Source organism: Streptomyces sp. NPDC047085, from assembly GCF_040643735.1.
Taxonomy (GTDB): Bacteria; Actinomycetota; Actinomycetes; order Streptomycetales; family Streptomycetaceae; genus Streptomyces.
Map to the genome: position 1 here is coordinate 23,693 of NZ_JBEYUW010000024.1, position 6,785 is coordinate 30,477.

The following is a 6,785-nucleotide window of genomic DNA, read 5'->3' on the forward strand; positions in this document are numbered from 1 at the left end:
GTGCTCACGCTGCAACGCAGAGCCGCCGAGTCGGCGGGACCCCGCGACGAGCGGTCGCTTTTCCACGACACGGTTGCCGAGTACTGCTGGGCCCGAGACGTTGCCGGGCTCGCTCCGAGCAGTCTGGAGAGCCTGGCATGCTCCGCATGGGCCGATGGCCGGCTCCCATCTCGGTGACGACTCCTGGCGCCGCCTCTGAAGACAGGCTCGCGCGGCTTTCGTCCTCGGCCGGCACTCACGGCTCACTGCTCCGCGGGTGTTGTCCGCGCATCCTGCAGTGAGAAGACGGCGGCCGCTGCCGTGCGGCGCAGTTCCTCGAGGGCTCGGATCTGGCGGTGTGCGCGATCCAGCAGATCCTTCAGCTGTGACTCGTCCAGATCAGGCCGGCCAGGAGCCAGCGGCAGCAGCATGAGCCACAGCAGGGACTTGCCCTCCACGCCCAACCGTAGAGTCTCCAGTTCCATGACCGTGTCAAGGCCCGATTTCCGGTGAAGCACAGCGTTGGGTTTCAACCGCCTCACCCGCTCTGCCGCCCACCCCGCGCACATCTTGTAGCGACTGGCCGTCACGCCGAGGTCGTCCATGATGCTGAGCAGCGCCTGCCGGTCTTGAGCGATCTCCTCGGCGATCTGCTCCAGATCGGCGCTGCGGCCAGAACGGCGATACCGCCGGGCCACGCGCCGCGCGAGGCCGACGCCGAGCGTGGCTCCGGCCAGGTGATCGTTCAGGTAAATGCCCAACGTCTCGCGATGCATCAAGAGCCCTTTCGCAGCTGGTCTGCCGATGCGGCCTGCTCTCAGGCTCAGACTGATGGCCTGCTGACGCATCTGGGCCCGGACATCCGTGGCAGTCCCATGAGGCACATGGGTGGTCAGACAGCCCCTAGTCGCGGAAGGCGCCCCGGGAGCGGGCGTCCGCGACCAAGGCCCTGCGGGGTACGGTCCAGCAGCTCGCCGAGCTGCTGGGGCCCCAGAGTCTGCTTCCGCACTGAGACCGATCGACGACGGCTGGGAGGCCGAGGTCGAGGTCGTAGAGCTGGAGCGCATCCCTGAGACGAGCAGCGTGATGGCCAGCTACAAGGTCGTTCTGGACCCCGCGGCCCAGCTGGTCTCGTACGAGCGCGTACGGCGGTACACCCGCGCGCAGGTCGACAGAGGGGGTCACACCCCCAGGGACCTTGCTACCGGCCGTCGGCCGCCACGCGGAAGCCGATGTTGCCCGTCGAGTTGTCGGGGGTGTTACGGCTGCGGGCCGCGACGCGGTAGCGGTTGCAGTACGAGTCGTGGCACAGGTAGGAGCCGCCGCGCATGACGCGGGAGATGTCCGGGACGAACCAGTCGGCCGTCCACTCCCACACGTTTCCCACGGTGTTGTAGAGGCCGTAGCCGTTGGGGCGGTGCGCCTTCACGGGTACGGTGCCGGGTCCGCCGGGACCCGTGTAACGGGCGGGGAAGTCGCCCTGCCAGATGTTGAGCATCGTCCGTCCGCGCGGGGCCAATTCGTCACCCCACGGGAAACGGCGCCGTTCGAGTCCGCCGCGGGCCGCGTATTCCCACTCGGCCTCGGTGGGCAGGCGCGTGCCGGACCACTCGCAGAAGACCTGGGCGTCGTTCCAGGAGATGTGGACGACGGGGTGGTTCTGGCGCGATTCGATGGACGACCCCGGGCCTTCGGGATGCCGCCAGGTCGCGCCGGCCACCGCCCGCCACCACGGCACTTCGGCAACGGGCTCTGCCTTGTTCGCGAGTTCTTCGGGGAGGAGGCCGTAGAAGACGAAGGAGAAGTTGAAACTCTCGGCCTCGGTGACGTAGCCGGTCGCCTTGACGAAGCTCGCGAACTGGGCGTTGGTCACGGTCGTGGGGGCGATCCGGAAGGCGGCGACCTCGACGTCGCGGACCGGGCCCTCGTGGTCGGCCGCGATGCCGTCGGGGTCGTCGCCGCCCATGAGGAACCGACCGCCGGGGAGGTCGATCAGCTGCTTGGCGATCCGGCGTGCCGTCTCGGAGCGGGGCGGTGCGGTGGACGCGGCCGGCGCGATCGTGAGGGTGGCCCGGCCGGGTGTGCAGCAGGAGGAGGACATGACTTCTCCGAGGTTCGAGTGGGTCGCCCGGGTGCCCGTGAGAGTCGGGGCACCCGGCCGGATGGTGCGGGGCCGGCCGGTGCGGCTAGCTTGCGCGGTCGGCGGCGAGCTGGTCCCTCAGGGCGGGGATGCCCAGAGCCTGCTCGTCTGCGGAGGTCGCCCCGTAGAGCTTGTTGGTGAGCTGGTACGGGTCGTTCGTGAGGTCGTAGTACTCACGGAACGCCACCTCACCGGTGCCGACCACATTGCCGTTGGTGTCGGTGTGGAGCTTGTAGTACTCCGTGTACTGCTTGTCCTTGGCGACGTACGAGGACCACGTGTGCGGGCTCCCCGTCTGGTGGACGCCCTCTTCCCACCACTCGGTCAGCAGGTGGTCACGGCTGTAGGTGCCGAGCAGCGACTTGCCGTCCTGCGGGGTGTTCGGGGTGATCCCGGCCGCGTGGAGGATGGTGGGCGCGATGTCGATATTGGCGACGATGCGGTTGTCGGTGGTGCCGGCGCCCAGGCCGCCGGCCGGCCAGGACAGGTAGAACGGCACCTCGATGGACGGTAGGTAGGGCACCGACTTCTTCTGCCATCCGTGGTCGGCCCAGGTGTAGCCGTTGTCGCCGAGGTAGATGACGAGGGTGTTGTCGAGCTGGCCGAGGGACACCAGCTTGTCCTTGAACGCCTGCACCGCGTCGTCGACCGACAGCAGGGTGCGCAGCTGCCGCTGCCGCAGCGCCTGGGCGTCGGAGAGGGTCGCGTTGGCGCTCTGGATGTAGTCGGGCTTGTCGCTCTTGTCGGTCTCGAAGACAGACGGGCGGCCGTTCCAGTCCGGCGTGACGGTGTTGGCGTACTGCGTCTCAGGGGTGTTGGGCTCGTGCGAGGCCTTGGGGGTGACGACCGCGAACCAGGGGCGGGTGTCGGTCGCGGCCTTGCCCAGGAAGGCCAGGGTCTTGTTCGTGATGATCGTGGTGCTGTACCCGGAGATCGTGTGGACGGTCCCGTTGTCGTTGTAGGTGCCGTCGTTGTAGACGACCGGGTCCTCCAGCACCCACTCCTCGAAGTGCGGCGGGTTGTCGTTGACGTTCCAGGCGTTGAGGTACTTGCCGAACAGACCGGTGCGGTAGCCCGCCTGCTTCAGGTAGCGCTGCACCGTGGTGTATTGGTCCAGCTTGTACGGGTGGCCGTTGTCGAGCACGCCGTGGTTGTGTGCGTAGCGGCCGGAGAAGACGGAGGAGCGGGAGGGGGCGCACAGCGGCGTGCTGACGTGGCCGTTGGTGAACTTCACGCCCTGGTTGACGAGCCAGCTGATCGTCTTCGGGGTCGCCCAGTCGGTGTGCTTGGGCTGGTCGTCCGTGATGATCAGCAGGATGTTCGGGCGGGTGGCCGCCGCGGCCGGAGTGCCGGTGGCCAGCTGGGCGGCCGCGGGGACGGCGACCGCCGCGGCGACCGCGGCCGAGCTCGCGAGGAAGCCGCGTCTGCTTACCTGCGACTGCTCGTGCTCACTCATTTGGTTTTCCCTTTTCTGTTTTTGGGCATGGTGAATTCCACTCGCCAAGCGGATTAAAAAGGCGCGCAGAATTCCCGGAAGCCTGGTTTGGGATATGCGGGAACTGTGTGGAGGAGAAACGGGACAGGCGTAACTGTGGCCGAGTCGAGGCGCGATCGGCAGCGGCTTGTGGGGGCCCGGATGTCCCGTTGAATGATGAGGCGTTGACCCGCTTGCTCAGGACTCGGACGAGCGGTGCCCGAGCCCGGCGGTCACGCCGCGGCGGCCTTACAGAGCGTACTCGCCAGCCGCCCGAAATCGACGTGCCGGCGAGCAGCGAGAATCACTGCTGCCATGCCTGTGAGAATAGGGGGCGAGGGCGGTCCGGGCAATGGGCCCGGGGTGAAATTATTAGGGCCCGGCCCTATTGTTGCGGGGAAATTGCTGGTGCAGACCTGGACGACGTCGAGGACCGGCTGCTGCCGGCGATATGGTCGCGGGTGCCGCCCTCCCCGCCGGCTGATCCTGGACGGAAAGGGCGGCTGAGGCTAGCTCACGCGGTCGGCGGCGAGCTGGGACTTCAGGGCCGGGATGCCCAGAGCCTGCTCGTCGGCCGAAGTCGCCTGGTAGAGCTTGTTGGTGAGCTGGTAGGGGTCGTTGACCAGGTCGTAGTACTCCCCGAAGATGACGGACCCAGAGCCCTCGGTGGGCTTTCCGATGTCGGGGGCGGTCTGGATGTCGTGGTACTCGGTGTACTGCTTGGCCGGGGTGACGTAGGAAGAGGTCCGGGACGTGCCCGAACCGTCATTGTTGCTGTCGTCCTTGATCTGCACCCAGTATTCGGTCAGCAGGTGGTCACGGCTGTAGGTGGAGAGCAGCAAGTGCCCGTCCTGCGGGGTGTTGGGGGTGATCCCGGCGGCATCGAGGATGGTGGGCGCGATGTGCGTCATCCAGATACTCCAGGGCGTCCCCGAGTTCCGGGCCACGCGCAGGGCATCCCCGAGGGCGAGGCCGTCCACGAGGCGCGAGGCGGTACGGCAGCGAAGTACCGCAACCACAGCGGCGGAGTGGGGCAGCGGCGGAGAACATTCGCAGTCGCAGGCGGCGGGGCCCTACCTGCGGGTCTGACTCGCAAACCCCGCTGCGGCCGCTGCCGCACCGGGCGCGTACGCGCCCGTTCCGCCCACCGCAATCGGTCCGCAGATCCCCGCGAAGGTTGGCTCTAGTCTTCTGCACGTCGACGCTCCTCACGTGGCGTTGGCCGCGCGACGACTGAGACTTGAACATGTTCAAACTCCGTGCCAGGGTACGGCGCGGGTTCTTGAGTCCACCGGTCGCGCACGCGGCCTGCGGAGGGGGGAGTGTGTTGCGTTACAGTCGTACTGCGCTGATCTTGCTCGCCATGGCCCTTGCTCTCACGGCCTGCGGCAGGTTCACGGTCATGCCGCCGCCCGATGGCGAACCGGTCGTGCTGAAACCAGCCGAACTTGCGACCACGTGGACCGATGCCGACGGCGGCACCCTCACGCTGAATCCGCGCGGGACGTTCATCGCCGACAAAGTCTGCGTCGCCGTCCGCTGGTACGAGGGTTTGACCTGGTCCGGAACAGGCACCTGGGAGCAAGGCTCCAACAAGAAGCAAAGCTTCGTCGCTGTGTCCTTCGACGCCGATCACCCCGTCGACGCCTATCATCCCGAAAGGGTTGAGCGGCGGCCCGACTCCTACGGCGCCTTGAGGCAAGGCAAGGTCTTGAAGCTCTGGGTCGCCGTCGGCGATCCGGACAACGATTATCCGAACTGCGTCCTGACCAGCCCGGCGAGTTGACCCGGCTGCCGCGCGGCCGGGTGAGCTGTACATGGTCCGGCATCGCACATGAGCGGTTTAGTCGATCGTGTCCCCCTGCCGTGCCGGGGAGGGCCTCGGTGTCGGCGGTGGCGTAGATGGTGGCCATGCTCTCTTCGGAGAGGTAGCGGCGGGGGAAGGCGATCCATTCGTCGTGCATTTCGGCCAGCACTGCGGTGGCCAGTCGTAGGACGGCCTCGGGGTTGGGGAAGACCTGGACGACGTTGGTGCGACGTTTGATCTCGCGGTTGATCCGTTCCAGCGGGTTGGTGGACTGGATCTTTTTCCAGTGCTGCTGGGGGAAGTCGGCGAAGGCGGTGAGGTCCTCTTTCGCCTCCAGCAGCATGGTCTTGACCTTGGGGAACTGTCTGCCGAGCGTGTCGGCGACAGTATCCAGCTGGGCCCGGACGGCCTCAGCGGTGGGCTGGGCGAAGATGGTGCGGATGGTCGCGGCGACCATCTCCCCGGTGCCCTTTTCGATCACCGAGAAGACGTTGCGCACGAAATGAACCCGGCAGCGCTGCCAGCCGGCACCGAACATGACCTTGTGGATGGCCTTGATCAGACCCGAATGGCTGTCGGAGACCACCAACCACACCCCGCAAAGCCCCCGCTCGCGCAAGCTGCGTTAGAACGCGGTCCAGGACGCCTCGCTCTCGCTGTCATCCACCATTACCCCGACCACCTCGCGGTTTCCCTGCTCGCTGACGCCGGTAGCGATCACCACGGCCTGCGAGACGATCTGATGGTTCACCCGGGCCTTGACGTAGGTGGCGTCCAAGAACAGATAGGGAAAGCGGGTGTGATCCAGCGGCCGGGTACGGATAGCCGTCAGTTCCGCATCCATCCCGGCACAGATCCGCGAGACCTCGCTCTTGGAGATGCCGGTGTCCGCGCCCAGGGGTTTGACCAGGTCATCGACGTTGCGGGTGGACACCCCGAGCACGTATGCCTCCATCACCACCGCATACAAGGCCCGGTCGATCCGGCGGCGGCGCTCCAGCAGAGAGGGGAAGAAGCTCCCCGCCCGGATCTTCGGGATCGCCAGCTCCACATCGCCGGCCTGCGTGGCCAGCGTCTTCTCGCGGTGCCCGTTGCGCCAGGTGGTGCGGGACTCGGTGTGCTCGTTCCACTCGGCGCCGATCCGGGCGGTGGCCTCCGCCTCGATCAGTTCCTGCAGAATGCGCTCGCACACCACGCGGATTGTCTCGACTCCATCCGCCGCACGTAGTGACTCCAGCAGCCGCAACAGGTCAGACTGGGACAAGGCCATCGTGCACTCCCCGGGTTGGACTTAGACTTCATCTCATTTGGCTGCCTGGGTAGGCTGTCGTTCGTGGTGGGGATCGTTGAGCGGCTGGTGCCGGACGAGTTGTGGGAGCTGTTCC

At 66.9% G+C, this 6,785-nt stretch carries 5 protein-coding genes and 2 pseudogenes; 2 read left to right on the plus strand and 5 right to left on the minus strand.

Annotated features, from left to right (window positions below; all coding sequences use genetic code 11):
* Window positions 1–242: 242 nt before the first annotated feature.
* Window positions 243–755 (minus strand): hypothetical protein, encoded by a 513-nt coding sequence (locus ABZ865_RS41310; protein WP_361242494.1) that lies wholly within the window; start codon window positions 753–755, stop codon window positions 243–245.
* A gap of 112 nt (window positions 756–867) precedes the next feature.
* On the opposite strand from ABZ865_RS41310, the pseudogene gvpO reads away from it, so the two are divergent.
* A pseudogene (gene gvpO, locus ABZ865_RS41315) lies at window positions 868–1,092 on the plus strand (gas vesicle protein GvpO); the annotation flags it as partial.
* Between the two features lie 88 nt (window positions 1,093–1,180).
* Here the strand turns inward: gvpO and ABZ865_RS41320 are convergent.
* The 3 genes from ABZ865_RS41320 to ABZ865_RS41330 all read right to left on the minus strand — a co-directional run bounded on the left by ABZ865_RS41320 (window position 1,181) and on the right by ABZ865_RS41330 (window position 4,504).
* On the minus strand, window positions 1,181–2,080 hold the full coding sequence (locus ABZ865_RS41320) for a formylglycine-generating enzyme family protein (protein ID WP_361242497.1): 900 nt from the start codon (window positions 2,078–2,080) through the stop codon (window positions 1,181–1,183).
* Window positions 2,081–2,165: 85 nt separating this feature from the next.
* Window positions 2,166–3,575: a sulfatase gene (locus ABZ865_RS41325; RefSeq protein ID WP_361242500.1), complete on the minus strand. Its 1,410-nt coding sequence runs from the start codon at window positions 3,573–3,575 to the stop codon at window positions 2,166–2,168.
* A gap of 527 nt (window positions 3,576–4,102) precedes the next feature.
* Window positions 4,103–4,504: a hypothetical protein gene (locus ABZ865_RS41330; protein ID WP_361242503.1), complete on the minus strand. Its 402-nt coding sequence runs from the start codon at window positions 4,502–4,504 to the stop codon at window positions 4,103–4,105.
* A 452-nt stretch (window positions 4,505–4,956) separates the two neighbouring features.
* Between ABZ865_RS41330 and ABZ865_RS41335 the strand changes: the two genes are divergently transcribed.
* Window positions 4,957–5,379: a hypothetical protein gene (locus tag ABZ865_RS41335; RefSeq protein ID WP_361242509.1), complete on the plus strand. Its 423-nt coding sequence runs from the start codon at window positions 4,957–4,959 to the stop codon at window positions 5,377–5,379.
* Window positions 5,380–5,479: 100 nt separating this feature from the next.
* On the opposite strand, the pseudogene ABZ865_RS41340 reads toward ABZ865_RS41335, so the two are convergent.
* A pseudogene (locus ABZ865_RS41340) lies at window positions 5,480–6,670 on the minus strand (IS256 family transposase); the annotation flags it as partial.
* Between the last annotated feature and the right edge of the window lie 115 nt (window positions 6,671–6,785).

What these genes read in the sequence shown, in the direction of transcription:
- ABZ865_RS41310 (WP_361242494.1), bottom strand. Translation starts at nt 755, where the DNA reads ATGCATCGCGAGACGTTGGGCATTTACCTGAACGATCACCTGGCCGGA.
- ABZ865_RS41320 (WP_361242497.1), bottom strand. Translation starts at nt 2,080, where the DNA reads ATGTCCTCCTCCTGCTGCACACCCGGCCGGGCCACCCTCACGATCGCG.
- ABZ865_RS41325 (WP_361242500.1), bottom strand. Translation starts at nt 3,575, where the DNA reads ATGAGTGAGCACGAGCAGTCGCAGGTAAGCAGACGCGGCTTCCTCGCG.
- ABZ865_RS41330 (WP_361242503.1), bottom strand. Translation starts at nt 4,504, where the DNA reads ATGACGCACATCGCGCCCACCATCCTCGATGCCGCCGGGATCACCCCC.
- ABZ865_RS41335 (WP_361242509.1), top strand. Translation starts at nt 4,957, where the DNA reads ATGGCCCTTGCTCTCACGGCCTGCGGCAGGTTCACGGTCATGCCGCCG.